A 26,572-nucleotide genomic window follows, 5' to 3' on the forward strand; every position below is an offset into this window, starting at 1 on the left:
CCGCACACGGCCTCAGCCTCCCTGAGACACCAGGACATCCGGCTGACGGAGGGGCAGAAGGACGAAGAGCGGGAAGAGAAGGAAGCAGCGGACCAGGAGCAGCACCGGAGCGCTCCGGCCGGCGCACGCCACCGCATCGGCGTGCCGACGGAGTTACGGTGGAGGAAGCCGGGAGTTCGCCCGTACGCCGCCTCCTACGTCGACGTCGCTCCCGGCGCACCACGGAACCGGGCCCCGCTGTGCGGCCCGGGGACGGAGGACGCGACATGAACGCGCTCCGTGACACGCCCTCCCGGGCGCGGACGAGGCCCCCTCCTCTCTCCGGCTCGTCCTCGTTCGCCGGCCTTCCCGCCCGGTCCCGGGTGCGGCGCTCGGTGGCCTTCGGGCGGGTCTTCCAGGGCATCGCTCGGTGCCCACCCCACCGATCGAGGTGATCGCATGACGGAGAACAGCACCGCCACCGGCGTGAGCGCCCTCAAGGGACGCACCGGGGCCGACGTTCCGGCGCAGACCCGTGGGAGAACCAGCATCGCGGACGGTGTGGTGGCCAAGATCGCGGCCATGGCCGCCCGCGAGGTCCCGGGCGTCCACAGCCTCGGCGCAGGCGTGGCCCGTGCTTGGGGAGCCATGCGTGACCGGGTCCCGGGCGGAGGCGGCGGAGTCACCCGGGGCGTGAGCGTCGAGGTCGGGGAGCGGCAGGCCGCCGTGGACCTGGACATCGTCGTCGAGTACGGCGTCTCCATCGTCGACGTGGCCGGTGACGTGCGTTCCAACGTGGTCAGTGCGGTGGAGCGGATGACGGGCCTGGAGGTCGTCGAGGTGAACATCGCCGTCGGCGACGTCCACCTCCCCGACGAGGAGGAGTCCGAACCGGGCGAAGGCCGTGTGAGATGACCCGCCGCGACGCTCCCTCCCGGCCCCACCCACCTCGTCGGAGCAACGTCTCACCACAGGAAATGCGCAGCCCACACAGGGAGACATCATGATCATCTTGGGCGTCATTCTGCTCGTCATCGGCTTCCTCACCGGTATCTCCATCCTGTGGACCATCGGGATCGTCCTGGTGGTCGTCGGCGCGATCCTGTGGATCCTCGGCGGGATGGGGCACGCCGTCGCCGGACGCCGCCACTACTGGTGAACGGCCGCCGCTCGGGCTCATGAGGCGGCCGGTCCGGACAGCGGGCCGCGGGGTTCGCGTGTGGGACACACACGAAGGGGACACATCCGCCCCACGGGCCCGCGGGCACGCGTCGATCCGCGCCCCGGCGGGCGGCCGGTCCGGCGCCTGGTCACCGGCCTCTCCGAAGGCCTCACGGCCCTCGACTGGTCCACGGCATCGGGGCAGCGCGCGGCGACTGCCCCGTACCGTCACACCCCGCCCGGTCACCACCCCCACCCGCCCCTGGAGGCGCGCGGGTCAGGCGGGTGCCAGCAGCGTCCCGGCCACACGGCCAGGGCCACGGAAGGCGTCGCCGTGCGCACCGGCGATCTCCGGCGATCTCCGGCGACGACGACTCCCACTCTGCCGTTCTCCTCGTCACCCGGTCATTCCGCACGTCATACGGGCTCCCGTATAGTAGGTGTACGTCCTGATCAATCGCGGCGGAGGCGGGAACGATGACGCAGGAGGGCGGGCTCCCGGGCGCTCCCCTGGACGCGCTCGGCGGACTGGGGCCTCTCGCACGCCAGTTGAACCAGGTGCACACCCGTCTCTGGTACGAGCAGGTGCATCAAGACCTCACAGGGCCGCAGTTCACCGTACTGAGCCTGCTGGACACCCATGGAGACATGGACCAGGGCACACTCGGCGCGCGGGCCCATCTCGACAAGTCGACCGCGGCGCCGCTTCTCGAACGGCTGCGACGACGGGGGCTGGTGCACCTCACCCGGGACGAGAGCGACCGCAGGCGCAAGCTGGTGAGCATCACCGAGGAGGGCCGGAGACTGGCCGTCCAGCTGGCCCCCGCGGTGGTGGCGGTGAGCGAGCAGATGCTCGAACCGTTCACACCAGAGGAACGGGAGCAGTTCCTCTGCCTCCTACGACGGGCGGTCAGCAGACCGGAGTCCCCGGGGCTTCAGCCGCGATCGACCGTTCCCTGCCGCTCCTTGGAGCCCGAAGGCTAGGGTCGTGGCTGATCGTTGTCATGGCGAAGGGGTTTCGAGGATGAACGGCACAGTGACGGCAGTCAGCAGCAACGGTGACTACTCGTTCACCAAGCCGAACCGGGACAGCATCACGCTGGTCGCGGGGCTCGGCGTGGAGGGCGATGTGCACGCCGGTGTAACGGTCAAGCACCGCTCGCGGGTCGCACAGGACCCCACCCAGCCCAACCTGCGCCAGGTGCACCTCATCCACGAGGAGCTCTTCGCCGAGGTCGGTGCGGAGGGATTCACGGTGGCGCCCGGTGACCTCGGCGAGAACATCACCACCCGCGGAATCGATCTGCTCGGCCTGCCGGCCGGCACACTGCTGCGCATCGGCGCCCACGCCGTACTGGAGGTGACCGGCCTGCGCAATCCCTGCCTGCAGATCGACAACTTCCAGGACGGGCTGCTGAAGCAGGTCGTCGGCCGCGACGAAGCCGGGAACGTCGTGCGCAAGGCCGGCATCATGAGCATCGTGAAGGAGGGCGGCGCGGTGCACCCGGGGGACACGATCAAGGCGGAGCTTCCTCGTGGTCCGCACCGCCGCCTGGAGCGGGTCTGACGTCTCTCGGGCCTGGTGCGCGACCGGTCCCCCGTGCGCGCGGAAGGCATCGCCGACCAGTTCCGGCCCACCCCGCGGCGAAGCCCGGGGTCGACGAGGAGCACGGGCCCGGCCGACACGGACCCCGCCCGGATCAGCGCACCGCCGCGGAAGCCGGAGGGCACCGACGACGCGCCACTGACCGGACGCCAGGGACGACGCGGGACGAGCCCCGCCGTCCTCGAACCTGATCCGCGTCGAGAACGCCGACGCGGCACGCCGGCAGTGGTACCCACTCCCCACGGCACACCGGGCCCGGAGAAAGGGAGTGCGGCGAGCCCCGTCGCGGCCACCGCCGCAGCGGTCTCCGGCCGCGCGGCCGAGCGAGCCACCCCGCACAGGCCGAGCGCCGGACCCACCGCGGGTCCGCGCGGTGGCCTGCCGCGTCGCCCACCGGCCCGGCGACAGGCCACCACGGCCCGGCATCACTCGCGGGCCGGCCCGTTGGAGCCCCGGTCGGAGACCGCGCCCCGGGACGGCCCGTCGGCGGCGGACCGGCCGGGCGAGAGAAGTCCCCGGCAATGGGACAGGAACCCCGCCAGTGTGAGGTCGAAGGCCAGGTCGGCCCGGGCCGGCCCGGTGGCCGCCTGCACCAGGGCGAGGCGCGGGGCCTGCGCCTCGTCCCCGACCACCCACATCACCTCGGGGGCCGACATGTCCAGCGCAGAACCGAGAACGATGTTGTCCAGGCCGATGATGATCGGCATGACCGCCTCCGGGGCGAACCCCGCGTCCAGCAGCAGGCCGGCCACCCGCTCGTACTGCTCGATCACCCGCGAAGCGCGCACCGGCGAGGTCATCAGCATGGCGATAGCCCGGGGGTGGGCCGCGAACGCGGCGCGGTAGGCGCGTGCCCATGCTTCGAGAGCGACGTCCCAAGGACGCTCGTCGAGCGTGCCGGGGTCGAGGTCGTCGACCACCTGCTCCCTCAGCAGTTCGATCACCCCGGCCCGGCCTTCCACATGGTGGTACACCGACGCCGTCTGCACTCCGAGTCTGCGCGCCACCTCGGGGACGGTGAAGTCACCGGTCTCGTCGACGAGTTCGAGCGCCGTCCGGCCGATGCGCCCCCGATCGAGCAGAGCCTTCCGCGGCCGCCCCATATTCCGCTCTCCTGACGTGAGGTCTTCCCGAATCCTACGGGGGGCGTCTACATTGCCTAAACCGAAACGGTTTAGATTTACGCCGCGGCCTCGCCGTCCTTCCCCACCCCTGGGAAGTCCCGGGCCGCCGCCCACCCCTTTTCCCCGTCGAAGAAGGGCCGAGCGTCATGGCCGTTGAGTCCGCACCCCGCGAGGGAGTACCAGAGGGCGCTGCGCCGCCACGCGCGGGCACCGCCGAGCAGGACCGGTCCTCCGGGCTGCGCCGGGCCAGTCTCGGCGTGGCCGACATCGCGTTCTTCGTCGTCTCCGCCGCCGCACCGCTGACGGTGATGGCCGGTGTGGCGCCCCTCGCCATCGGTGTGGGCGGCATCGGCGCCCCCATCGGCTACCTGCTCGCCGGTGCCGCGCTCGCCCTGTTCGCCGTGGGCTTCACCGCGATGACACGTCATGTCCGCAGCGGCGGCGGCTTCTACGCCTTCATCACCCGCGGGCTCGGCCGGCCGGCCGGTTTCGGCGCCGCCACGGTCGCGCTCCTGGCGTACAACGGCATGCAGATCGGCGTGTACGGGCTGCTCGCCACGGGCACCCAGTCCGCGCTCGAGGCCCTGTGGGGCGTCCACGTGCCCTGGCCCGCGATCGCGTTCGCGGGTGTCCTCGTGATCTGGTTCCTCGGCTACCGCAGCATCGAGTTCGGCGCCAAGGTCCTCGGCGTCCTGCTTCTCGCGGAGACCGGCATGCTCGTGCTGCTCGCGGGTGGCGTCCTGCTCGACGGCGGAGCCGAGGGCCTCGCGCTGGACTCCTTCACACCGGACAACGTGCTGGTGCCGGGCACCGGCGCGGTACTCGCCTTCGCGTTCGCCGCCTTCACCGGCTTCGAGTCCACCGCCATCTACCGCAGTGAGGCACGCGACCCTGCCCGCACCATCCCGCGGGCCACCTACATCGCCGTCGGCTTCCTGGGCCTCTTCTACGCCTTCAGCGTCTGGATCGTCATCCAGGCCTTCGGCAGCGCGCACATCATGAAGGCCGTCGCCACCGACCCCATGGGGCTGTTCTTCACCGCGACCACCCGGTACGTCGGCGGCTGGGCGGCCGACCTCATGCACGTCTTCATCGTCACCAGCATCATCGCCTCGCAGCTCGCCTTCCACAACGCGATCAACCGCTACGGGCTCGCGCTCGCCCAGGAGGGCGTCCTGCCCGAAGCACTGGGCAAGGTGCACCCCACACACCGTTCGCCCTATGTGGCGGGCATCGCACAGAGCGTCCTCGCGCTGCTGGTGGTCGCCGGCTTCGCTCTGGCCGGCGCCGACCCGTACCGGCAACTCCTGCTGTGGGTGAACACCCCTGGCGCCCTCGGCCTGCTGGGCCTCCAGGCCGTCACCGCCGTGGCCGTGCTCCGCTACTTCCGGCGCATCCGCCACGAGGAGGGCCGCTGGCGGTCCCTGATCGCGCCGGTGGCCGCCGCCGTGCTGATGGCCGGTGCGATGTGGCTGGTCATCAGCAAGATCGGCCTCATGACCGGGGCGCCGTTCGCCACGAACGTCGTACTCGTACTGCTGGTCCCCGCCTCCTTCGTCCTCGGCGTCCTCCTCTCGCTCCGCGTCCGCCGCAGCCGGCCCGATGTGTACGCGCACTTCGCGCAGGACCCCGGCGAGGCGGGCGAGGCCGCACGCTGACCGATCCCTCCCCAAACCGCCGCCCCCGTTCGTCCGGCGGCCCGCACCATCCCTCTACGCAAGGAAGCACACCCGTGTCACACCCCGTCGAGCCCCTGTCCTCCGCCGCCGACACCATCCTGACCGGCGCCCGGGTCCGCACCCTCGACCCGGACCGGTCCTCCGCGAGCACCGTGGCGGTCAAGGAGGGCCACATCGTCGCCGTCGGCGACGAGGCAGACGTACGGGACTGGCGGGGCGCGGACACCGAGATCGTCGACCTGGCCGGGGCCACCCTCACGCCCGGCCTGGTCGACGGGCACAGCCACCCCTGTCTGGGCGTCGAGATGTCCACCGGACTCGACCTCTCCGACTGCCAGGACCTGGACGCGCTGCGCGCCGCGCTGGCCACCGCGGCCCGCGCTGCCCGACGCGGCGACTGGGTACTCGCCCACGGACTGGACCACAACGCCTTCGGGGGCCGACCGGTCCACCACGACCTGATCGACACGGCCCTGGCCGGAGTGCCCGCCTTCATCCGGCTCTACGACGGCCATTCCGCCCTGGCCAGCGGCCCGGCCCTGTCCGCCGCGGGCATCGACGGACCGCGCCGCTTCGAGCAGCGGGCCCAGGTCGTGTGCGACCCGGAGGGGCGGCCCACCGGACATCTCATCGAGTTCGCGGCCATGAGCCTGATGGACGCCGTCCTGCCGCGCGAGACCGCGGCCGTGCGCCGGGAACGGCTCCTCGTCCTGCTGCGCGACATGGCCGCGACCGGGCTCACGGGCGCTCACGTCATGGACCTCCAGGACCCCGAGGTCCTCGGCCTCCTGACGGACATGGAGGAGGACGGCGAGCTTCCGGTGCGTCTGCGGATCTTCCCCTGGTGCATGCCCGGTGCGGACAGGGAGGACCTCGACCACCTGGTCGAACTGCAGAGCTCACACGGACGGCGCTGGCGGGTCGGCGGCGTGAAGTTCTTCATGGACGGCACCGTCGAGGGCGGCACCGCCTGGCTGGAACACCCCGACTGCCACGGGCAGGGCACCGAGGCGTTCTGGCCTGACCCCGCCGCCTACACCCGGGCCGTCCACCATCTCGCCCGGGCCGGAGTGCGCACCGCCACCCACGCCATCGGGGACGCCGCCGTCCGGCACGTCCTCGACACCGTGGAACTCCTCGACGACCCCGGGCGGCGAGCCCTGCACCGGATCGAGCACATCGAGACGGTGCCGAGCAGTCAGCTGCCCCGTTTCGCCCGCCTGGGCGTGACCGCCTCCATGCAGCCCACCCATCTTGCGTACACCCGCGCCGACCACTCCGACGAGTGGTCGAAGCGCGTCGGCGAGGACCGCGCCGCGCGCGCCTGGCGCTGCCGCGACCTGCGGGATGCGGGCGCGACCCTGATGCTCGGCTCGGACTGGCCCATCGCGCACTACGATCCGCGCGAGGTACTGGCCACCGCCCGCCTGCGCCGACTGCCCGGGCAGCCGGAGACCGAACCGGTCACGGCCGAGCAGGCCCTCACCGGCCTGATGGCCCTCGAGGGCTACACCTCGCACTCCGCCCTCGCCGTCGGCGAACAGGACGTGGCGGGGCGGGTCGCCCCGGGATACCGGGCGGATCTCACGGCGTTCGCCGTCGACCCCGTCACCGCGCCCGCCGACGAACTGGGCACGGCCCCCGTCGTACTGACCATGACGGGCGGAACCATCGTCCACCGGTCCTGAGACGGACGGGGTACCGCCACGGGTCCGGCGCCCCACCGAGCCCACCGGGTCACGGCTCGGTGGGGCGGACGGCCTCGATGCGCAGGGACCGCGGACCTCCGGCGGTGTCAGGAGCCGGTCGGCGGGCCGGAAAGGCTCGCACCCCGGCGCGAGGCGCAAGCGGCGGCAGGACAGGTCCGGGCCTGCGGCCGTTCCTCGCCACCGGACCGGTACCGCGACGCGACGCCGCCCTGTCCCCACGGCGCCCCACGCGCCACCGGAGGGCGACGACGCCGCTCGCCACCCGCCACCGTGCGGGAACATGTCCCGGTGCTCGCCCAGCGGGTCCAGAGGGACGTCATGGCTTCGTTCTCCCGGCCGCCGGGGCCACCAGGCGCGTGCACGAGCACGAGCACTCAAGCCCCCACGTGGTCGTACGGACTGACCGCAGGTGACATCGCGTCACCGAGCCGGAAGCCGTTGCTCGTCCCGCGTGGCTGGTGGGGCCCGGCCCGTCGGTGAGGGGGGTGGGACGCGGGCCGGTGTGCCGGCCGGTCCGCGAGTCTTGATCGCCGCCGAACCCGCTGATGTGCTGGTCGGCATGACTGACCTCGCACCCGTCGCCTGGCCACCCGCGCCGATCAGGACCGAGAGGCTCGTGCTCCGTGAGCCCGAGGCCCGGGACCGTGCCGCGGTCATCGAGCTGCTGGCCTCACCACAGGTGGGCGCCTACCTCGGTGGCCCCCGACCGCGTGACGAAATCGAGCGCACGATGCCCGGCGTGCCCGGCCGACGCCCGGGCCTTTTCGCCGTCGATCTCGACGGGGCGATGATCGGCCAGGTCACGCTCACCAAAGACACAGGGCACCTTCGCCAGGCCGCCGGGAAGGCCGAACTCGGCTACCTCTTCCTGCCGACGGCGTGGGGACACGGGTACGCCTCCGAGGCGTGCGCGGCGGTGCTCGAGTGGTTCGCCGGCGCGGCTCCCGGCGAACCGGTCGTGCTCGCCACCCAGACCGCCAACGTCCGCTCGATGCGTCTCGCGGCACGGCTCGGTTTCATCGAGGTCGAGCGTTTCCAGGCCTACGGCGCCGAGCAGTGGTTCGGCATATGGCCCCCCGTCACACCGTCCGATTGAGCTCGTGCCCGACAGCGACCGGCCCGGCGCGAGCCCCATGATTCCGGACGGGCTGCCTGCTGCCGGTGCCGCAGTAGCGGTCAGGCGCACTTCGACCGGACGAGTGTTCCAACTCGCCTTCCAGAAAGGCCAGTTGTCTGGGGCGTCGGCTGGCGGATTTCCTCCCGGCCAGTAGGCGGAGTCGGCACGTCCACACCCCAGGAATTCCATATTCCGCGAGGCGAATTGTTTTTTCAATTGCCCCCCACCTCCCCTCCCGGCCCTCAAAGGCCCTCCGTTTTCCTGCCGAAAATCTGAGCTAGTGGAAAACGCGCCACTCGATCCCCCGGCGGTTTCAGGACTTTATACCGAGGGCGAACCGGAAAACCGTTTCGGCATATCTACTATCGCAGGCTATGACCGACATTCCACGGGACAACTCCGCCACCCGTGCCCGCTGGCAGACCTGTCTCCGGCTCGCCCGTGAACTCCTCCTCGTCGGACCCGACGGCAAGGACCTCAAGCTCGAGTACCTGCACACCCTGATCGACACGGACGACCTCGGGCCCACCCGTCACCCGCGCAAGAAGATCCTCGTCGTCGGCGCCGGTATCACCGGCCTCGTCGCCGGCCGGCTGCTCAAGGACGCCGGACACGACGTCACCATCCTCGAGGCGAACGCCAACCGTGTGGGCGGACGCATCAAGACGTTCCGCACCACCAAGCACCACCAGCCCTTCGCCGACCCGGCCCAGTACGCCGAGGCCGGAGCCATGCGCCTGCCCGACTTCCACCCGCTCGTCCTCGCCCTGATCGACAAACTGGGACTCGGCCGGCGCCAGTTCTACAACGTGGACATCGATCCCGACACCGGCAGCGGTCCCGACGTGCCCGTCCCCCCGGTGACGTACACCTCCTTCACCGGCCGGACCTGGACGTACGGCGACGACAGCCCGGACTTCCGCGAACCCGACAAGCGCGGCAACTCCTGGATCCGCGCCAACCGCGTCCAGGTACGGCGCGCCGACTACGCCGCCGGTCCCGAGCGGATCAACGAGGGCTTCCACCTCACCGACGACGAGGTCCGCGCCCCCGTCGTGCGGATGGTGGACGAGGCTCTGGAGAGCGTGCGCGACTACTACTCCGACGTCGTCGACGGCAAGCGGGTCAACAAGCCGTTCGACGAGTGGGTCGAGGGCTGGGCGCGGGTGATCCGCGACTTCGACGGCTACTCCATGGGCGCCTTCCTGCGCGACCACGCCGGGCTCAGTGACGAGGCCGTCGAGGCCGTCGGAACCCTGGAGAACATGTCCTCGCGGCTCCATCTCTCCTTCTTCCACAGCTTCCTGAGCCGCAGCGACATCAACCCCGGCGTCCGCTACTGGGAGATCCCCGGCGGCAGTTGGCGCCTGCCGCACGCCCTGTACCAGGGCCTGCGCGACGAGGTGCGGTTCGGGCAGCGCATGATCCGCCTCGAGTACCACGACCCCGGCCGCGACACCGACCCCGAGGGGACCGGGACGGTGGGACCCGATGGGTGGGGCGTGGCCGTGCAGACCGTCGACGAGGGCGATCCGCAGGGACCGCCCCGTCTGTGGACGGCGGACCTGGCGATCGTCACCGTCCCCTTCTCCGCCCTGCGCTTCGTGGAGATCGTCCCCTCGATGTCGTACAAGAAGCGGCGCGCCATCATCGAGACCCACTACGACCAGGCCACCAAGGTGCTGCTCGAGTTCAGCCACCGCTGGTGGGAGTGGACCGAGAACGACTGGCGCGACGCACTGGACGGCATAGCGCCCGGCCTGTACGAGTACTACCGGCAGGGGCGCGAAGCGGACACCGAGTCCCTGTCCGTGTCCGTGCCCGCATTGCCCGAACCGGGGGCCGGGCTGCTCGGCGCCGCGGTCAAGGACAACCTCGTCACCGAGGAGATGCGGCAGATCGACGCCAGCCTGCCGCTGCGTGGTCCCGCCGTGCGGCCCGCCACGCACTGCGTCGGCGGAGGCTCCGCCGCCGACAACCCCAACCGATTCATGTACTACCCCTCGCACCCGGTCGAGGGCAGCACGGGCGGCGTCGTCCTCGCCTCGTATTCCTGGTCCGACGACGCCGCCCGCTGGGACTCCTTGCCGAAGGCGGAGCGCTACGTCTACGCCCTGCGCAACCTCCAGGCCCTGCACGGCCGGCGCATCGAGGTGTTCTTCACCGGCCGGGGCGCCACCCAGAGCTGGGCCCGCGACCCGTACGCCTTCGGGGAGGCCGCCATCTACACCGCGCACCAGATGACCAGCTTCCACCTGGACGTCTCCCGGCCCGAGGGCCCGGTGCACTTCGCCGGCGAGCACACGTCCCTCAAGCACGCCTGGATCGAGGGCGCCCTGGAGAGCGCCGTCCGCGCCGCGCTCGCCGTCCACCGGGCCGCGCCGGTCACCGACAGGGCAGGCCCGGCCCCGCACCAGGACGCCCCGGGCCCGGACCGAGAAGGAGAATCCTCATGACCGCTATCACCCCCACCTGCACGGTCGCACGCTATCTCGCCCTGCGGCTGGCCGAGTTGGGCATCACCCATCTGTTCGGCGTCCCCGGCAACCACCTCGGCCCGTTCCTCACCACCCTGCGGGCCGAGGGCGACATCGAGTGGGTCGGCACGCCGACCGAGGGCGGCGCGGGCCAGGCCGCCGACGCCTACGCCCGCATCCACGGCGTGGGCGCGGCGGCGGTGACGTACAGCGTGGGCGCGTTCAACCTGCTCAACTCCTGCGGCGGCGCGTACGTCGAGCAGGTCCCGCTCATCGCGGTGAACGCCTGCCCGCCGTACGAGCAGTGGCAGAACTTCCGTGCCGTCGGCCTGCTCACCTCGCACATGAGCCCCCGGGCGGAGAGCAACCTGAACGTCTACCGGCAGGTCACCGTGGACGCGCAGGTCATCTCCCACCCGGGCCTGGCGCCCGCACAGATCGACGCCGCGCTCACCGCGTGCGTCTCCGAGCGCAGGCCGGTCTACCTGGAGGTCATGGAAGATCTGTGGGACGAGCCCTGCCCCGAGCCGACGGTGCCGATCGTCCGCCGCGAACGGCCCTTCAGTGCGCGCAACCAGGTCATGCTGGAGGACGCCGTGCAGGCGGTCCTCGCCCTGATCGAGGAGCACCCCGGCCCGGACGGCAGGCCCCGTCCGATCGTATGGGCCGGCGAGGAGATCGCCCGGCACGGGCTCGGCCGGGAGCTCGTCGACGTGGTGGAGGCCACCGGCGTGCCGTTCTGCACGACCGTCGGCGCCAAGGCCGTCGTGGACGAGGACCTGCCGGAGTTCCACGGCGTGTACAACGGCAAGGCCAGCCACCCGGACGTGTACGCGGTCTTCAAGGACTGGGCCACCTGCCGCATCGGGCTCGGTGCCTGGTCCACGTCGAAGAACCTCGGCGGCGAGCAGAGCGTCGGCACCGACTGGGTGATGGCGGCGCACGGCGGCGTCAGCGTCGGCACCTCCTACTTCCCCGACGTCCAGCTCGTCCACCTGCTGCCCGCCCTCCAGGACGCGCTGGTGAAGGCCTACGGCTCCGAGGGCCTGTCCGCCGACTACTACGCCGAGTCCTACGACTACCGGGGAGCGCGGGACGACCGCCCCGCCGGACTGGCGCAGTACCGTGCCTCGCTGAGCGTCAGCGGCGCACGGTCCCGGCATGCCGAACGACTCACCTACGACGGCGTGTTCGACCGGGTCAACCACTTCCTGGACCAGGAGACCAGGGAGGGCTGGACAGTCGTCTCCGACGCCGCGTTCTCCCTCATCGGTTCGATGAACCTGTCCCTGCCCGCGGGCGGCTTCCTGTCACAGGTCAGCTGGCTGTCCATCGGCTGGTCGGTCGGCGCGGCCACCGGTGCCGCGCTCGCCCCCGAACGCGAGGGGGCCCGCCCGATGGTGTTCGTCGGCGACGGCTCCTTCCAGGAGACCTGCCAGGAGATCTCCACCCACACCCGGCTCGGGCTGCGCTCCGTCGTGTTCGTCCTGGACAACGGGCACTTTTACGGCATCGAGCAGATGCTGGTGCGGCCGGCCTACTACGCCGGGCAGGATCCCGCCGAGCCAGATCACTACAACGTCCTGCACCCCTGGCACTACGACCGCCTCGCGGCCGTCTTCGCCGGCGAGGACACCCCGGCGAGCGGTCTCAGCATCGGCCACCCCGCGGAGCTGGACGACCTGCTGGCCCGCCTCAACGACCCGCACGACCCGGTCAACGCCGGTCCCCTCCTGGTCCGCGTCCGCCTGCACCGGCAGGACTACCCGCGGGCCATGGCCTACAAGGTGCCGGAATCCTGAACATCGAGCTGCGGGGCCACTGACCGGATCGCCGAGTGGCCCTGCAGCCAGACCCGGACCAGAGCGTTCGACGGTCAGGTGTCTCCCCGTGCTGCGGGGGTATCGGGCCCGGACGACCCCGCCGGCCACGTGTTCGCCCGGGCCGGTGGGGTCGGCCGCTCCCCTGAGAGCCGTGTTCGACTCTCCCGACTTCGATCTCCAGCCGTACGCGGGGTTCGACATGGAGCCCTGTGTCAGGCGGACCCACTGCGGCTGGGACGACGCCGGGTGGCGCTCGCTGCTCGTCCAGGGATGCGAGCACACGGCCACCGTCGGCCACGTGGAGCTGCCGGGCACAGCGGATCTGCGTCTCGTCCTCGCTGTCGCGGGCGCGGCGGTGCTGGAGACCCGGAGCGGTGGTGGCTGGCAGCGGCATCGCTGGGTGCCGGGGCGATTGGAACTGGTCGTTCCGGGCCGCGCGACCACACGACGCTATCGGGCGACGGCGCCCATGCGGAGCGTGCAGGTACACATCCCGCGCCGCGCTGTCGAGCGGGCCGCACAGCAGATGGACGGCGCCGAAGCGGACCACGAGCGGGTGGCCGCCCTCGCGGCCGCGGGCGACCCGGTTCTGACGCAGCACCTTCAAGCGCACGACCGGCCAGACACCCCGTCGCCACCTCACCCGCCTGAGGATCGAGGCCGCCCAGTGACTGCTGCGGGACGGGAACCTCTCGGTCGCGGAGATCGCGATCCGGTGCGGCTTCGGCAGCCCCGGTTCGTTGTCCACGTCGTTCCTGCGGCATACAGGCATGCGGCCCTCCGCCTACCGCAAGCTGTGACCGACGGGAGCGCAATCCGGCGCATGGTGCTCGCCGACGGCCCTCGCTGGGCTCGCGGTTGGACGTCTCGAAGTCTCGCGAGCGGTTCGAGTACTCCATCGTCGGACAGGGACCCCTCCGGGACTACCACGCCGTCGCCGGCTCCGGGCCGGGAGGCGCTCAGACCCGTCCCCCGTGAGAGCTACGTGCAAGTGTCCCCTGTGAGGTGACGATTCCTGATCACCGTTTCCATAGCGTTCGTTTCAGCCGCGGCACCCCCGGCCGCGGACCGGACAAGGAACCGGAAACGGAACCGAAGAAAGAGTCGTCATGAAAATGGTGTGGCAGATCCTGGCCGTGATCGCGGTCGGGGCGGTCGGTGGTCAGAGCGTCACCGCGGTGCAGGACAACCCGTGGCTGTCGCTCCTCCTGGGCGGCCTGACGGTCGTGCTCTCCGTGTCGGTCTACCGGTGGGTCGTGGGGCGCACCGAGCGGCGCCCGGTCACTGAGCTGGCCCGCGAGGGAGCGCAGGGGGCGCTCCTGCGGGGCCTGTTCATCGGCGTCGCGATGTTCGGATGCGTCATCGCGAACATCTACTTCCTCGGGGACTACGAGGTCCACGGCTTCGGCTCACTGACCGGAGCGATCGGGCTGGTCGGCTTCATGGCCGGCGCCGCCGTCACGGAGGAACTGATGTTCCGCGGCCTGCTCTTCCGGCTGGTGGAGCGAGGTCTGGGCACGTACCTCGCGCTGGCGCTGTCCGCGGTGGTGTTCGGCGCGGCCCATCTGCTCAACGAGGACGCCACCCTGCTGGGTGCCGTCGCCATCGCGATCGAGGCCGGCGGCATGCTCGCCGCCGCGTACGCCGCCACCCGCTCGCTGTGGCTGCCGATCGGCCTGCACTTCGGCTGGAACTTCGCGGCATCCGGTATCTTCGGCACCGTGGTCTCGGGCAACGGCGACACGCACGGACTGCTGGACGCCTCGATATCGGGCGCCACGCTGATCACGGGCGGCGAGTTCGGCCCGGAGGCCAGTGTGTACTCCGTGCTGTTCGGCGCGCTGCTGACGATCGCCTTCCTGTGGCTGGCCCGCAGGCGCGGCACCATCGTCCCCCGACAGCGGGCCGAGCGGGCCCAGGTCCTCGCTACACTCGCCCGGTGATCAGCCCCCAGGGAGCCGGCCAGGTGTGGCGCCGGCTCGACGTCACCGTCCGCGACCTTCCACTAGGGATACTGTTCCTGGTCGCGTCGTTCCTGCCGGAACTGCGCGGCAACGGGACGTCGGTCGGGGACCTGCCGACCCGTCCCTTCGACGCGCTCGCCATCGTGGCCCTCGTCCTCGAATGCCTTCCGCTCGCGGTGCGCCGGCGGTGGCCGCTCGTCTGTCTCGCCCTGGTCACGTGCGGCTTCGCCCTCGACCAGCTGCGCGGCTACCACACGGTCGCCGGCAGCGCACTGCCCATCGTGCTGATCAGTGCGGGGTCCCATCTCGAACGCCGCCGGCGCACCACCGTGATCCTTCTCTCCGCGGCGTACCTGCCGCTGGCGATCGCGCTCTCCCAGCTCGGTTCGGGTAGCGAGACGCCGGCGGGGTTCGCGACGTTCTACCTGTTGCTGGGCATGGCCTGGTGGGCCGGTGCGTGGCTGCGTTCCACCCGGGCCGCGGAGGCCGAACGCCGCGAGCGCGTCGCCGCGGAGACCCGTACCGCCGAACGCACCCAGATCGCCCGCGAGCTGCACGACGTGGTGACCCACCACGTGACCGCCATGGTCGTACAGGCGGAAGCCGCCCGCTACTTGACCGCCGCACCCGAGCGGCTCGAGCAGTCCCTGACCGCCGTCAGCGACACCGGCCGCCGCGCCATCACCGACCTGCGGCACCTGCTCGACCTGCTCAACCCCGACCACGGCACCGGCACGGGTACCGGGACGGCGGAGGCCAAGGAACCCAGGACACCCGCCGCCGGCAGGCTCCTCACCCTCGTCGAGCAGACCCGCCGGGCCGGACAGCCGGTGGACTTCACCGAACACGGCACACCACCGGCATCGACCGGCAGCGCCGACCTCGTCGCCTACCGGGTGGTGCAGGAAGCACTGACCAACGCGCTCAAGTACGCTCACGGCAGCCGGACTTCGGTCGAGGTGCGGCACGGAGAAAGGGAGATCACCGTGGAGGTCAGCACGGACGGTACCGGCTCGCGCAGCGCCGCCGCCGTCGGCAGCGGACGGGGTCTGACCGGCCTGCGCGAACGCGTCAACGTCCTGGGCGGTGACTTCAGCGCCGACGGCGGTACGGACGGCGGCTTCACGGTACGGGCACGCATCCCCGTCGGCAGCGCCTCGTGAACGCACCGATCCGGGTCCTGGTCTGCGACGACCAGATGCTGATCCGTACCGGCCTGGTCACCATCATCGACGCCCAGCCCGACATGGAGGTGGCGGGCGAATGCGGAGACGGACAGGCCGGAGTCGAACTCGCCCACAAGGTGCGGCCCGACGTCGTCGTGATGGACATCCGCATGCCGGTCCTCGACGGCCTCGAAGCCACCCGCCTGCTGGCCGGGGCCGGTGTACCCCACCCCGTCAAGGTCCTCGTGGTGACCACGTTCAACCTGGACGAATACGTCTACGAGGCACTGCGCGCCGGCGCCAGCGGCTTCCTCCTCAAGGACGCGCCCCCGGACCGGCTGCTCCACGGCATCCGGACGGTGGCCACCGGTGCGGCCCTCCTCGACCCCGACGTGACACGCCAGCTCGTCGGCCGCTACGCCGCCCGCATCCGCCCCGCCGAGAACACCTCCCGCGACATCCCGCTCACCCCTCGCGAACTGGAGGTGCTCCGCCTCATCGCGGACGGCCTCTCCAACAGCGAGATCGCCGCGGCCCTCGTCATCAGCCAGGAGACCGTCAAGACCTTCGTCTCCCGCATCCTCGCCAAACTCCAGCTCCGCGACCGCGTCCAGGCCGTCGTCTACGCCTACCGCCACGGACTGGTCACCTGACGCCGCCGTGCGGACGGCGGCGGATGCGCCGGGAACCTGACGTCCGACGTCCGCCACCTCGTCCGGGTCTTGATCATTTCCCGGGCGGAACATAGGTTGCGGTCCATGACGACCGTACGGATCGGTGTGATGTACGACCGCGACTGGGCCCCGGAAGGGCTGCCCGGCTTCGCGCGGGAGGTCGAGGCGCTCGGGGTGGACGACCTCTGGGTGGTCGAGGACCTCGGCTGGAACGGGGGCGTGTCCGCCGCGGCCGTGGCGCTGGGAGCGACGGAGCGGCTGCGGGTCGGCATCGGGATCACCCCCGCGCCGTTGCGCAGTCCGGCTCTGCTGGCGATGGAACTGGCCACGCTGGCACGGGTGTTCCCGGGCCGGCTGGTGGCCGGGGTCGGGCACGGGGTGCGGGAGTGGATGGTCTCCGTCGGTGTCGCACCACGCTCTCCGCTCGCTCTCCTGGAGGAGACGATCGGCTCGGTGCGTGCGCTGCTGCGCGGGGAACGGGTCGAGTTGTCGGGCCGTGAAGTGCGGCTGGACGGCGTGCGGCTGGTCCACCCGCCCGTCGAGCCGCCGCCGGTGGTCGCGGGGGTCGTACGGCCCCGCTCCCTGGAGTTGTCCGGGCGGGTCGCGGACGGCACGGTGATCGCCGAGGGACACGGGCCCGACGAGGTGAAGACGGCCCGGGCGCTGGCCGAAAGGGGCGGGGCCGGTCCCGACCACACCCTGACCGTGCTCGCCTTCTGCTGCGTGGACGACGATCCACAGCGGGTGGCGGAGACGTTGCGGCCCCAGGTGGAGGGGCAGGGCGCATGGCTCGGCCGCCCAGCGGAAGAGGTGTTCACCGTCTCCGGCCGGGCCGGGGAAGCCGCCGAACGCGTCCACGACCTGGCGGCGGCCGGGGCGGACACGGTCGTCCTGCGGATGGCCGGCCCCGAGCCGGCGCGACAGCTCGGCCGCGTACTGGAGGCCCTCGGCCGCTAGCCAGGTCCGGGTGTCACGTGCCCCTCGTTCGCCGGGGGCGGCCCGGGCGGCGTCAGGCGCCTGCTCTCGGGATGCCGGGCCCGGAAGTGCGGTAGGGACGGAAGAAGGTGCGCAGTTCCTCCGCGTAGAGCTCGGGCTCCTCGAACGGTGCGAAGTGCCCGCTGCGGGGCGGTTCGTTCACGTACACCGTGTTCGCCGTGCGTTCGAGCCACGCCCGCGGCGGGCGGACGACGTCGCCGCGGAAGATCGAGAAGCCGGACGGCACCTCGACCCGGCGGGTGAGCTGCTCGGTCGGGATCTCGGCGTTCGCCGCGTACATGCGCATCGACGAGCCGATCGTGCCCGTGAGCCAGTAGAGCGTCACGTTCGTGAGGATCTCGTCCTTGGTGAAGCTCCGTTCGATGTCGCCGTCGCAGTCGCTCCATGCCCGGAGCTTCTCGACGATCCACGCGGCGAGCCCGGCCGGCGAGTCGGTGAGCCCGACCGCGGCGGTCTGGGGTTTGGTGCGGTGCACGGCACCGTAGGCGCCTTCTTCCGCGCCCCAGGCCGCGACCTCCTTGAACCAGGCGCGCTCCTCGGCCGTGAGACCGGCCGGGTCGCCGGTGAAGACGGGCAAGCCCGCGTCCGTACGGTGCACGGCCACGACCCGGTCGGGGTGGTCGAGAGCGAGGTAGCGGCTCACGTGGCTTCCCATGTCCCCGCCCGCCGCACCGAACCGGGCGTAGCCGAGGGTGTCCATGAGTTCGGCCCACAGGCCCGCGACGGCGATCGAGTCGAGCGGTGAGCCGGTGGCGGGGCGGTCGGAATACCCGTAGCCCGGCATGTCGGGCACGATCACGTCGAACGCGTCGGCGGGGTCGGCGCCGTGTGCTCCGGGGTCGGTGAGAAGGGGGATGACCTTCGTGTAGCGCCAGAACGAGTCCGGCCAGCCGTGGCTGAGGATCAGGGGCAGTGCGGGGCCGGACGGGGCGACGGCCCGGGCGTGCACGAAGTGAATGGCCTGGCCGCCGAGCCGGACCCGGAAACGGGGCAGCCGGGCGAGCCCTGCCTCCTGCTTCGGCCAGTCGAACTCTTCCGCCCAGTAGGTGACGAGCTCACGAAGATGGGCGACGTCCGTCCCGAGCGACCACCCGGCGTCCTCGGGGGCGTCCGGCCAGCGCGTCGCCCTGAGCCGGGCCCGCAGGTCCTCGAGCACTGCGGGGTCCGTTCGCTGGGTGAACGGTTGCGGGCAAGGCGCTGCGTCTGCCATGGCACGCATGCTAACCCGGACGGACAGACGCCTTCCAGGGCGGGAGACGTGCGCACGGCAAGGCACGACACGGCCGTCGTGCGCCGAGACCTGCCGCAGCGCCGGGCGGGCCCGCCCCGCGTTCGCGACCGTGCCGTGCTCATCGGGACGCCGTGCGGAGGTCCCCTGTCCGTCGCCGGTCACCCGGCCGCCGGGACCGGCTCGGCGGGCTCCGTGCTGCCTCGTGCCCCTGCCGTGGCCGGCCCTCGGCCGGGCGTCCGGTCAGCCGGCGGTGAGGACGCGCCAGTCGCGGGAGCCGATGTCGGCGGGCGTGCCGTCGAGGATTCGGGCCGTGCGTGTGGCGGGTTCGAGGGTGAGGGTGGCGAGGCTGGCCCAGCGCTGACCGAGTGGCTTGTCCGGGTCGGGCAGACAGGTCACCGGCGGCTCGCCCTCACCGGTCACGAGAAGACCCGCCAGGTCGTCCACCGTCGTCGGCTGCCGGTGGGCGAGGCGAGCGCGGACGAAGTCGCGGCGTTCGCCCGAGTCCGGCTGGTAGAGCCAGGTCTTCTCGCCGGCGGCGGGGACCGGGGTCAGGAAGTGGTTGGTACGCACGAGCGTGCCCTGCGTGGGCGGCACCTCGAAGACTCCGACGGGGCTCAGGTCGAGCAGGACGGCGTCGGTCTCGTCGAAGAGCGCGAACGACCCCGAGGAGGCGAGGGGCGAACCGCGGACGATCTCGACGGCCTCGGCGACACTTCCCGCTTCCTCGAGGACGATGGCCGCGAGTACGTGCATGGGGATGCCGCCGATGCCGTCGCGGACGTGACCGAGGATGTTGAAGTGCAGGGCCAGACCGGCACTGTTGACGCCCATCTTGCCGAGTATGCCGTTCTCGGTGAGGCCGACGAAGTCGTGCCGGCCGCCGCGGGACTCCAGCGTGTGCCACATGGCGCCCAGTTCGACGTGCCAGTCCCACGTCTGCACACCGAGCGTGCGCGGCGAACCGTCGTCGCCGTCGATGCGGCGCACGATCGTGGTGCACTCCCCCGGAGGCACGGCGGAACCGCGGGCCAGGATTTCCGTACGGGCGTTGAGGGCGGCTACGCGCCACTCGTCGACGCCGGCTCCGTGGGCGATGCCCGAGATCTCGGCGCGGGCCGCGGGGCGGAACCGCCCGATCGTGTCGAGGGCACGCTCGGCGTCCTCACTCACCTGGGCGGGGGTGATGCCGCCGAGCGCGAAGAGCCGGTCGTACACCTCGCTCGCGGCGGGTATGCCGTCCCGGAGCTGCTCGCCCCGGGCGACGCCGCGGTCGAACGGGTCGGTGGCGGCTGCCTTGACGTGGGGGCGGTGTGCGGGGCGGGGGATGGTCGGGTTCACGAGTTTCCTTCTGCGCTGTTCATGTGGACCTGCACCGTGCCGCCGACCACGGTCGCGAGGACCTGGTTGCCGGCCTGTGCGTCTGGGGTCAGGTCAAGGGGGTTCGCCGCGAACACCGTGAGATCGGCGAGGTGACCCGCCGTGATCCTTCCGAGGTCGTCCGAGGCGCCGGCGGCGTGGGCGGCGGACGCCGTCATCCCGGTGTAGGCCTCGCGGGCGGAGATCGCCTGTCCGGGCTGCACGGGGGCCGTGTCCGGCTCCTCGACCGGGCGGCGCAGCTGGCAGTCGGCGAGGCCGACGCGCGGGTCGCCGGGGCCGATGGGCCAGTCGGAGCCCAGTGCCACGACGGCGCCGTGGTCCAGCAGGTCACGGGTGCGCCAGCCGCGGGCGGCGCGGTCGGGCCCGATGCGCCGCGACCAGTTGTCCGTCCCGTCGGCGTGCGTGTGCCGGGTCCCGTGCACGGGCTGGAGGCTCGCCACGACGTCGAGTTCGGCGAACCGGTCCAGGAGGTCGTCGGGGATGGACTCGATGTGTTCGATGCGGTGCGGGGCGCGGGCGACCGGGCCGACCTCCTCGATGACGTCCAGGGCGAACCGGACCGCCTGGTCGCCGATGGCGTGCGTGGCGGTCGGGACACCGCGTTCGGCGAAGAACCTCATGGCGGCGCGGTAGGCCTCGGTGTCGCGCCACAGCGGCTCGCGGTTCTCGCCGTGGATGTCCGGGCGGTCGAACCACGCCGTGCCGTTGTCCGCCGTGCCGTCGAGCATGAACTTCACGCCCTCGACGTGCCAGCGCCGTCCACGGCGGCCCTGGAGGCCGGCGATCTCCTGCCAGACCTCGGGGGCCGAGTCGGCCGGCACCAGTGGGGAGCACCGGACGCGCAGCGGCAGTTCCCCGTGCTCCTCGATGTGCCGGTACACGGCCTCGGACGGGTCGGTGAAGTCGAGCGCGTGCAGCCCGGTCAGGCCACTGCGCGCGAGGCGTTCGAGCTGGTGGAGGACGTACCCGGCGGCGGTGCCCACCGGCACGTCCGGGTAGTGGTCGAACACCAGGGCCATCGCCTGGAGCTCGACCACGAAGCCGGTCGGGCGGCCGTCGGAGTCCACCTCGACCGACGAGGCGTCGGTGAACGTCTCGCGGCCGGTGAGCCCGGCGAGTTCCACGACACGGGGGCTCACGACGAGCGCGTGCGCGTCACGTGTCATCAGCGAGACCGGCCGCCCGGGGAAGCGTTCCGCGAGCAGGGTGCCGTCGGGGCGTCCGTCGAAGACGTTGACGTCGAGGTCGAAGCCAGTGATCCACCTGTCGGCCGGCCGTCCGTCCGCGGCGGCGGCCAGGCGCGTGAGGACCTGGTCGAGCGTGGACGCCCCGCCGAGGTCCACGCCGCTGCCGATCTCGATCGACCCCCACACGGGGTGGGCGTGGACGTCGGTGAGGCCGGGCAGGATCGTGGCGCCCGGGAACGTGTGGACGACCGTACCGGGACCGCGCACGGGCCCGAGGTCCGTGATGTCACCGACGGCGATGATGCGGTCGTCGGCGATCGCGACGGCGTTCGCGGACGGACCGGCCGGTGCCCCGGCCAGGGTCTCTACGTGACCGGCCAGCACGATGGCGTCGGCGTACACGGGGGTTCCCTTCTGGTGGTGCGTGTGTGCTTCTGGTGGTGCGTGTGTGCGGTGGCTCGTCCCGGCGGGCCGGCAGACGGGCGCGTCGGGGTCCGAGGAGGGTCAGGCGCGCGGAACGGTCCCGAGGAGACGTGCGCAGGCCCAGTAGACGGTGGCGGCGACGGCCATGCCGGAGGGGATCGCGAGGTCGAAATCGCCCATGGCCGCGGCGATCGGGCCGGTCCAGGAGCTCGTGGTCACCCACATCAGGGACGTGACCCCGCCCGTGAGGAGCGCGAGGATGCCGGACCAGTGGATCCCGGCCCGGTACCAGAAGGGCCCGCCGCGTTCCTGCCCGAGCAGGTCCGCGCCGTTGTACCGGTTGCGCCGCATGAGGACATCGGTCACGGCCACCGCCATGGCCGGGCCGGTCACGACGACCACGAGTTGCAGCATGGTGTTGACGCTGGTCAGGAAGTCCCAGACGAGGATCGCGTAGAGCGTCATGGCCGTACCCAGGCCGCCGATGATCAGGACCGCGGGGATACGTGCGAGACGGACGCCGACGGACTGGATCGACAGGCTGGCGCTGTAGGCCGTCATGCCGTTGTTCGTCATGGTGTTGACGACGACCGCGACGACGAAGACGGGGACGAACCACCCCGGCAGGATGCTCTCCAGCGCGGCCTGCGGGTCGGTCATGTCGAGGCTGGTGGCCGCGAGCGCGCCGACGGTGGTGAACAGGACGCTCGGCAGGTACGCGCCCAGGGCCGTCCATCCGGCGATGGCGACGGGACTGCAGTCACGGGGCAGGTACCGGGCCAGGTCCGGGCTGTTGCTGTAGGACAGCGGAGTGGAGGCGACGATGGTGAAGGCGATGCCGAGCGCGGCGGCGAGCGCGGCGCCCCTGAGTGGCTCCGCCGGGGCGTAGGACCAGTCGGCCTCGGCCAGGACGTGTCCCGTCACGACGATGAACACGATGGTCAGCAGGATGCTGAGCGCGGCGTACAGGCGGACGATCGTCGCGTATCCGTAGATCGCGATCAGCAGGGTCGCCGCGGCGATGAGACAGATGACGGCCGCGTGCACGGCCGAGTTGTCCGGCAGCCCCATGCGTGTCGCCAGGCTGATGCCCGCGACCGAGGCGGCCGACCAGTTCAGGGCGAGGTAGGCCGCGGCGATGAGCCAGCCGGTCAGGACGAGCACGGCCTTGTTGCCGAGGACCCCGTAGAACGCGCGGGAGATGACCGAGCCGCTCGTGCCGGCGGCAGGACCGCTCGCCGCGATGATCCCCGTGAAGATCCACAGCAGGTTGCCGACGAGGATCACTGCGATCGCCTGCGGAAGCGTCAGCCCCATGAGGATCAACGTGCCGCCGACGGCCAGGCTCAGGTAGCTGACGTTCGGCGCAGCCCACACCGCGAAGAGCTGGCGCGGGCGACCCGCGCGCTCGTCGACGGGGACCAGGTCGATTCCCCGGGTCTCCGGCTGCCCCGCCCGCTCGGAACCCTGGAGGTGGCGAGGTCCCGCGGAGGCGGCTGTGGGCTGTGTCGTCATCGAGGCCTCTCGGGTGTGCCGGTGGCGGCGCGTCGTTGCGGTCGCCCGTTGTTGGACAAGCGGCCAACCGCTATTGGTCAATCGGCCAACCGTTTGTTGGTCACCGATCCAATAGCCTGGGCACCATGACGTCAAGACCTCAGCCGAAACGCACCCGCAAGTCGCCCGAGCAGCGCCGTGCGGAGATCGTCGAGACCGCCGCACGCATCGCGCTGGAGGAGGGGCTGGAACTGATCACGCTGCGGCGCGTCGCTGAGGAGCTGGGCGTGCGCCCCGGCCTCATCAGCCACTACTTCCCGGTCGCGGACCACCTGGTGAGCGAGGCGTTCACGCACGCCACGACCAGGGAACGCGAGTCGCTCCTGCCGCCGCACGAGCAGGACCTCCCGCCCGTCGACCGTCTCGCCCGCTTCCTCGTGGGGCTCGCGGACGGCGACTACCTGGACCTCAGTCGCCTGTGGCTCAACGCACGGCACCTCAGCAGGTTCAAGGACCCCCTGCGGCTCGCGGTGCGCACGCAGGAATCGTTGACGCGCACGGCTCTCGTGGCCCTCATGGACAGGGGCGTGCAGGCAGGAGAGTTCACGAGCGACGACACGCTCCGGACAGCGGCGCACATCCTCATCACCGTCGACGGCCTGGGATCATATGCCAACGACGACGCGGAGCCGGAGGGCGGCCTGGACCTCGGCGACGTGGCCATCGAGACCGCCGAGGCCCGGCTCGGTCTGGCTCCGGGGACACTCCGCGCCCGGGCCCGATCGGCCGCCCCCACGACAGCCACGGCATCCGCCCCTCGGTGACGTGCGGGTGGGCTTCCGCCGCCGGGGGGGCTCGACCGTCGGGTCCGAGCAGGCCCGGCCTGTTTCCGGTGGCACCCACCGGCCGCCTCACGGTTGCCGGCCAGGTGCCGCCCCACCAGTGCCTCGGCCCTCACCGCACCCGGCTCGGCGATGGCGTCGTGGGGCGCGGCCGGGCAGTGCGTCGCCACGTGCCCGCAGGGCCTCCGCGTGCACGACGAGCGTCAGGGCGACCAGGCCGGCGTCAGCGCTCCACCTGGGTCATGTGCCGTCAACGGCATTCATGTGACCGACATCAGGCGCTCACGCACCGCACTTCATCGCTCCTGAGAACGGCTCACGCCTCGTCGTCACGAGGAGGCGCGACCAGGGTCGCCGCCGGCGCGCGACCGGCCGCCGGCGGCGACGGTCAGCCGTTGCCGCCGGCGTCGCACAGGGCGACGCCCACAACCTCGTTGCCCAGAGTTCCGTAGCCCGGGAAGGTGACCAGGGCTCCCGGGTGTGCCGAGCGGCAGGGAACGTCGGTTCCGTCGCGGTACACCACCGTCACGGAGTGGGTGCTCGAGCAGTCGTTGGTGACGAACGTGTAGCGCCAGCCGGCGCTGAACCGCACGCAGTCGGGTGCGCCGACCCGGCCGCTCGCGTCCTCCGGGGACGCCGCGTGAGCCGCCGTGCCGAACGTCGCCAACGTCAGGGTCATCGTGAAGAACACGAAAGTTGAACGCATGAATCGCTTCATCACACTCTCCCCTTCACTTGATGAACGAACTCACTCAAGGTACGAGACCGCGAAGGGGCATGAATGATTTTGCGACAAGTTTCAGCAACTCTTGCAATGTGCCGGTGGAAAGCCGGGGGTGCCCGTGCCGGTCGTCCGGCACGGGCACCCCCGGGGGCCGTTCGGTCAGCGTCAGTGCCTGACGATCCGTACGCCCGTCGCCGCGGTCAGCGCTCCGTTGGCCGCCCGTTGCGTGGCGATGACCTGGCCCCGCAACGCGGTACGGATCCGGTCGCGGTCACGCGGGTCGACCCTGAAGGCCGGGCGGTCCGCGAGGTGCGGGTGCGCCGCCCTCTGCGCGTCGCTGAGGGTCGTGGGCGCCAGTCGGAGCCAGTGGCCCTCGTGGGTCAGGGCACCGTCCTCGATCTCGATGTGGCCCTTGCGTGCGTACACGAGCTGCTGGCTGGTGGCCTCGGTGGCCTTCACCGGCCACACCACCGTGTCCGCGTCGATCCAGTGGGCCTTCGACGTGCCGAGGTCCAGGTCGGGGGCGGTGCCCACGGTCGGCAGCAGGTAGTCGCCGGTGCCGCCGGTGAGCCAGACGTCCTTGCCGTGGGTGGCGAAGTCGAGGGACCGGTCACCGGAGATGTCCTTCTCGTCGCCCTTGTGGACGATGTAGCTGAGGGACGTGGCGCCCTCGGCCAGGGGCACCTCGAAGGTCACGCCGAAGGTGTCCCTGCCGACCGGCTCCAACGGCTTGGACCAGTCCGTCGGGTTCGCCGCACCGGTCCAGGTGTGCAGGCCCCAGCCGTCGTAGTCACCGTCGGCGCGGTGGTAGTGCAGGACGGCCTTCTTCTGGTCCTGCGGTGGGTACGCGCCGTCGGGTGCCGTCACCGCCTGCCCCGTTCCGCCCTGCTCGATCCACACCTCACCCGTCTTCACCGTCTCGACCGTGCGTTGCGGGCCGTCCGCGGTACCGTCCTTCTCGACGGTGTAGGTCACGTCGGCGGCGTCGTCCAGCTCGACCCAGGCGAAGGCCCCGTAGGCGTCACGGCCGGTGAAGTCCGCCGTGCCCGCGGACGACCTGAGCTGCCAGCCGTCGTAGTCGCCGTCCGGCCGCCGGTAGTGGACCACGGCGTAGGGGCGGTCCACGGCGCTAGGCTTGGCCTTGAGCGGCGGTTGTCCGGCGGTGGTGGCCGCGGTGGCGCTCGCCGTGCGTCCGGCGCTGTCGATCACGACGGCCTTGTAGCGCAGAGGTGTTCCGGCCCGCACCGTGCCGGGCAGGTGCTGGGTCACCCTGTAGGGGGCGTGGTCGGCCGAACCCAGGGTCCGCCACGGCCCGTTACCGACCTGGGCGGCGAACACGACCCGGTTCAGCCGGCCGCCGTCCACCGCCGCGGTGACCTCCACATCACCGGTGGCACCGGCCGCCGGCGCCCGCACCGACACCGACGGCCCGGCGGCAGGAGCACCAAGCGGCTTCGCCGCCTTCAGCACCACCGCGGACAACGCCGGAACCTCCACCGCCACCTTCCTGTCACCGCCACTGGTCACCCGCGCCGACGACCCGTACACACCGCGGAAGTCCATCCCCGCCGAGTACGTCGGCACCCCGACCGTCCGGGACCGCTCGGCGTTGTTCACCGCCACGACATACTCGACCCCCTCCTCCAGGTCCGTGCGCGAGAACGCGTACACCCCCCGCCCGTCGTCCGCGTACCGCTCCTCCTGCACACCGTCACGCAACGCGGGATGCCGCTTCGTCAGCTTCGACAACGCCGCGATCGACCGGTACAGCGGATGACCCCGGTCGTACGCGTCCGAGGCATGCGTACGGTCCGTACCG

General features: G+C 71.6%; 21 protein-coding genes and 1 pseudogene. 15 read left to right on the forward strand and 7 right to left on the reverse strand.

The features are described from left to right. The first annotated feature begins 438 nt into the window (after positions 1 to 438). From KUM32_RS26580 to KUM32_RS26595, 4 genes are all read left to right on the forward strand, one after another. Positions 439 to 894 carry an Asp23/Gls24 family envelope stress response protein gene (locus KUM32_RS26580; protein ID WP_217144486.1) on the forward strand — a complete coding sequence of 152 codons (456 nt, stop codon included), beginning with the start codon at positions 439 to 441 and terminating at the stop codon, positions 892 to 894. 88 nt (positions 895 to 982) lie between these two features. Then, positions 983 to 1,138, forward strand: a complete 156-nt coding sequence (locus tag KUM32_RS26585; RefSeq protein WP_217144487.1) for a DUF6131 family protein — start codon at positions 983 to 985, stop codon at positions 1,136 to 1,138. A gap of 479 nt (positions 1,139 to 1,617) precedes the next feature. Next, the gene (locus tag KUM32_RS26590; protein ID WP_217144488.1) at positions 1,618 to 2,124 is read left to right on the forward strand and encodes a MarR family winged helix-turn-helix transcriptional regulator; all 507 of its coding nucleotides are present in this window, start codon (positions 1,618 to 1,620) and stop codon (positions 2,122 to 2,124) included. Positions 2,125 to 2,164: 40 nt separating this feature from the next. Continuing rightward, a complete protein-coding gene (locus KUM32_RS26595) occupies positions 2,165 to 2,707 on the forward strand; it encodes an MOSC domain-containing protein (RefSeq protein WP_217144489.1) in 543 nt (180 codons plus the stop codon). A gap of 464 nt (positions 2,708 to 3,171) precedes the next feature. Here KUM32_RS26595 and KUM32_RS26600 read toward each other — a convergent pair whose 3' ends face one another. Further along, on the reverse strand, positions 3,172 to 3,849 hold the full coding sequence (locus KUM32_RS26600) for a TetR/AcrR family transcriptional regulator (protein WP_217144490.1): 678 nt from the start codon (positions 3,847 to 3,849) through the stop codon (positions 3,172 to 3,174). Positions 3,850 to 4,016: 167 nt separating this feature from the next. Between KUM32_RS26600 and KUM32_RS26605 the strand changes: the two genes are divergently transcribed. The 10 genes from KUM32_RS26605 to KUM32_RS26650 all read left to right on the forward strand — a co-directional run bounded on the left by KUM32_RS26605 (position 4,017) and on the right by KUM32_RS26650 (position 17,436). Then, positions 4,017 to 5,528, forward strand: coding sequence for an APC family permease (locus KUM32_RS26605; RefSeq protein ID WP_217144491.1), 1,512 nt, complete (start codon positions 4,017 to 4,019; stop codon positions 5,526 to 5,528). 95 nt (positions 5,529 to 5,623) lie between these two features. Then, positions 5,624 to 7,237, forward strand: coding sequence for an amidohydrolase (locus KUM32_RS26610; protein ID WP_217144551.1), 1,614 nt, complete (start codon positions 5,624 to 5,626; stop codon positions 7,235 to 7,237). Positions 7,238 to 7,817: 580 nt separating this feature from the next. Further along, positions 7,818 to 8,354, forward strand: a complete 537-nt coding sequence (locus KUM32_RS26615; protein ID WP_217144492.1) for a GNAT family N-acetyltransferase — start codon at positions 7,818 to 7,820, stop codon at positions 8,352 to 8,354. A 395-nt stretch (positions 8,355 to 8,749) separates the two neighbouring features. Further along, entirely contained in the window at positions 8,750 to 10,831 is a 2,082-nt protein-coding gene (locus KUM32_RS26620) for an NAD(P)/FAD-dependent oxidoreductase (protein ID WP_217144493.1), read from the forward strand. Beyond that, positions 10,828 to 12,654 (forward strand): thiamine pyrophosphate-binding protein, encoded by a 1,827-nt coding sequence (locus KUM32_RS26625; RefSeq protein ID WP_217144494.1) that lies wholly within the window; start codon positions 10,828 to 10,830, stop codon positions 12,652 to 12,654. The genes KUM32_RS26620 and KUM32_RS26625 overlap by 4 nt, the downstream gene beginning before the upstream one ends. A 731-nt stretch (positions 12,655 to 13,385) precedes the next feature. Next, complete coding sequence (locus KUM32_RS45025; protein WP_308408727.1) at positions 13,386 to 13,475, forward strand: hypothetical protein; 90 nt, start codon at positions 13,386 to 13,388, stop codon at positions 13,473 to 13,475. A 309-nt stretch (positions 13,476 to 13,784) separates the two neighbouring features. Next, positions 13,785 to 14,618: a CPBP family intramembrane glutamic endopeptidase gene (locus KUM32_RS26635; RefSeq protein ID WP_217144495.1), complete on the forward strand. Its 834-nt coding sequence runs from the start codon at positions 13,785 to 13,787 to the stop codon at positions 14,616 to 14,618. Beyond that, positions 14,615 to 15,802 carry a histidine kinase gene (locus tag KUM32_RS26640; RefSeq protein WP_217144496.1) on the forward strand — a complete coding sequence of 396 codons (1,188 nt, stop codon included), beginning with the start codon at positions 14,615 to 14,617 and terminating at the stop codon, positions 15,800 to 15,802. The genes KUM32_RS26635 and KUM32_RS26640 overlap by 4 nt, the downstream gene beginning before the upstream one ends. Beyond that, positions 15,799 to 16,458, forward strand: a complete 660-nt coding sequence (locus KUM32_RS26645) for a response regulator transcription factor (protein ID WP_217144497.1) — start codon at positions 15,799 to 15,801, stop codon at positions 16,456 to 16,458. Before KUM32_RS26640 ends, KUM32_RS26645 begins: the two co-directional genes overlap by 4 nt. 105 nt (positions 16,459 to 16,563) lie before the next feature. Further along, on the forward strand, positions 16,564 to 17,436 hold the full coding sequence (locus KUM32_RS26650; RefSeq protein ID WP_217144498.1) for an LLM class flavin-dependent oxidoreductase: 873 nt from the start codon (positions 16,564 to 16,566) through the stop codon (positions 17,434 to 17,436). Positions 17,437 to 17,488: 52 nt separating this feature from the next. Here KUM32_RS26650 and KUM32_RS26655 read toward each other — a convergent pair whose 3' ends face one another. From KUM32_RS26655 to KUM32_RS26670, 4 genes are all read right to left on the reverse strand, one after another. Beyond that, positions 17,489 to 18,685: an epoxide hydrolase family protein gene (locus tag KUM32_RS26655; protein ID WP_217144499.1), complete on the reverse strand. Its 1,197-nt coding sequence runs from the start codon at positions 18,683 to 18,685 to the stop codon at positions 17,489 to 17,491. 261 nt (positions 18,686 to 18,946) lie between these two features. Then, positions 18,947 to 20,044: a C45 family peptidase gene (locus KUM32_RS26660; protein ID WP_217144500.1), complete on the reverse strand. Its 1,098-nt coding sequence runs from the start codon at positions 20,042 to 20,044 to the stop codon at positions 18,947 to 18,949. Then, complete coding sequence (locus KUM32_RS26665) at positions 20,041 to 21,672, reverse strand: amidohydrolase (RefSeq protein ID WP_217144501.1); 1,632 nt, start codon at positions 21,670 to 21,672, stop codon at positions 20,041 to 20,043. The genes KUM32_RS26660 and KUM32_RS26665 overlap by 4 nt, the downstream gene beginning before the upstream one ends. A gap of 102 nt (positions 21,673 to 21,774) precedes the next feature. Then, positions 21,775 to 23,208, reverse strand: coding sequence for a cytosine permease (locus tag KUM32_RS26670; protein WP_217144502.1), 1,434 nt, complete (start codon positions 23,206 to 23,208; stop codon positions 21,775 to 21,777). A gap of 125 nt (positions 23,209 to 23,333) precedes the next feature. On the opposite strand from KUM32_RS26670, the gene KUM32_RS26675 reads away from it, so the two are divergent. Further along, positions 23,334 to 24,011, forward strand: a complete 678-nt coding sequence (locus KUM32_RS26675) for a TetR/AcrR family transcriptional regulator (protein ID WP_217144503.1) — start codon at positions 23,334 to 23,336, stop codon at positions 24,009 to 24,011. Between the two features lie 406 nt (positions 24,012 to 24,417). Here the strand turns inward: KUM32_RS26675 and KUM32_RS26680 are convergent, their stop codons facing one another. After that, on the reverse strand, positions 24,418 to 24,735 hold the full coding sequence (locus KUM32_RS26680) for an alpha-amylase (protein WP_254406164.1): 318 nt from the start codon (positions 24,733 to 24,735) through the stop codon (positions 24,418 to 24,420). Positions 24,736 to 24,933: 198 nt separating this feature from the next. Further along, a pseudogene (locus KUM32_RS43825) lies at positions 24,934 to 26,572 on the reverse strand (pullulanase-associated domain-containing protein); the annotation flags it as partial.

Source organism: Streptomyces sp. AC627_RSS907, from assembly GCF_019049165.1.

What these genes read in the sequence shown, in the direction of transcription:
- KUM32_RS26655 (WP_217144499.1), bottom strand. Translation starts at nt 18,685, where the DNA reads ATGGCAGACGCAGCGCCTTGCCCGCAACCGTTCACCCAGCGAACGGAC.
- KUM32_RS26600 (WP_217144490.1), bottom strand. Translation starts at nt 3,849, where the DNA reads ATGGGGCGGCCGCGGAAGGCTCTGCTCGATCGGGGGCGCATCGGCCGG.
- KUM32_RS26635 (WP_217144495.1), top strand. Translation starts at nt 13,785, where the DNA reads ATGAAAATGGTGTGGCAGATCCTGGCCGTGATCGCGGTCGGGGCGGTC.
- KUM32_RS26590 (WP_217144488.1), top strand. Translation starts at nt 1,618, where the DNA reads ATGACGCAGGAGGGCGGGCTCCCGGGCGCTCCCCTGGACGCGCTCGGC.
- KUM32_RS26675 (WP_217144503.1), top strand. Translation starts at nt 23,334, where the DNA reads ATGACGTCAAGACCTCAGCCGAAACGCACCCGCAAGTCGCCCGAGCAG.
- KUM32_RS26650 (WP_217144498.1), top strand. Translation starts at nt 16,564, where the DNA reads ATGACGACCGTACGGATCGGTGTGATGTACGACCGCGACTGGGCCCCG.
- KUM32_RS26620 (WP_217144493.1), top strand. Translation starts at nt 8,750, where the DNA reads ATGACCGACATTCCACGGGACAACTCCGCCACCCGTGCCCGCTGGCAG.
- KUM32_RS26615 (WP_217144492.1), top strand. Translation starts at nt 7,818, where the DNA reads ATGACTGACCTCGCACCCGTCGCCTGGCCACCCGCGCCGATCAGGACC.
- KUM32_RS26585 (WP_217144487.1), top strand. Translation starts at nt 983, where the DNA reads ATGATCATCTTGGGCGTCATTCTGCTCGTCATCGGCTTCCTCACCGGT.
- KUM32_RS26670 (WP_217144502.1), bottom strand. Translation starts at nt 23,208, where the DNA reads ATGACGACACAGCCCACAGCCGCCTCCGCGGGACCTCGCCACCTCCAG.
- KUM32_RS26595 (WP_217144489.1), top strand. Translation starts at nt 2,165, where the DNA reads ATGAACGGCACAGTGACGGCAGTCAGCAGCAACGGTGACTACTCGTTC.
- KUM32_RS26680 (WP_254406164.1), bottom strand. Translation starts at nt 24,735, where the DNA reads ATGCGTTCAACTTTCGTGTTCTTCACGATGACCCTGACGTTGGCGACG.
- KUM32_RS26605 (WP_217144491.1), top strand. Translation starts at nt 4,017, where the DNA reads ATGGCCGTTGAGTCCGCACCCCGCGAGGGAGTACCAGAGGGCGCTGCG.
- KUM32_RS26580 (WP_217144486.1), top strand. Translation starts at nt 439, where the DNA reads ATGACGGAGAACAGCACCGCCACCGGCGTGAGCGCCCTCAAGGGACGC.
- KUM32_RS26625 (WP_217144494.1), top strand. Translation starts at nt 10,828, where the DNA reads ATGACCGCTATCACCCCCACCTGCACGGTCGCACGCTATCTCGCCCTG.